The sequence below is a fragment of the Arthrobacter sp. 'calajunan' genome (genome assembly GCF_046940185.1).
GTDB lineage: Bacteria > Actinomycetota > Actinomycetes > Actinomycetales > Micrococcaceae > Glutamicibacter > Glutamicibacter soli.
The window spans coordinates 1-308 of sequence record NZ_JBKZDY010000033.1 but is presented as its reverse complement, the minus strand read 5'-3'; the positions used below and the strand labels follow the sequence as shown (position 1 = coordinate 308).

The window sequence follows — 308 nt, the reverse complement described above, 5'->3', positions numbered from 1 at the left end:
GGGCCGTACTGGTGATCGTCCTGGTCATCGGTGTGGTCTTCGCCTTCAACTTCCTGGGTGGCGACAAGGACAACGTGGCCGAAAACAACGGCGCCTCGACCACCAGCGAAGCTCCAACCACCCCGGGTGAGTCCAAGACCCCTGAGGAATCCGAGGCTCCATCGCTGCCGGCACCGGCCTTGGCCGACGTCTCACGAGTGGTTCCGGGCAACCAGGAATTGAACTCGGAAACCGACGATACCTTGTCGAAGATGACTGACGGCAACGCCTCGAGCAGCTACAAGTCCTTCTCGTACACCACAGGAAAC

General features: G+C 60.4%; 1 pseudogene. It reads left to right on the top strand.

Annotated elements, in window-relative coordinates:
- Nucleotides 1-308: pseudogene (locus RF641_RS17530) on the top strand (hypothetical protein); the annotation flags it as partial.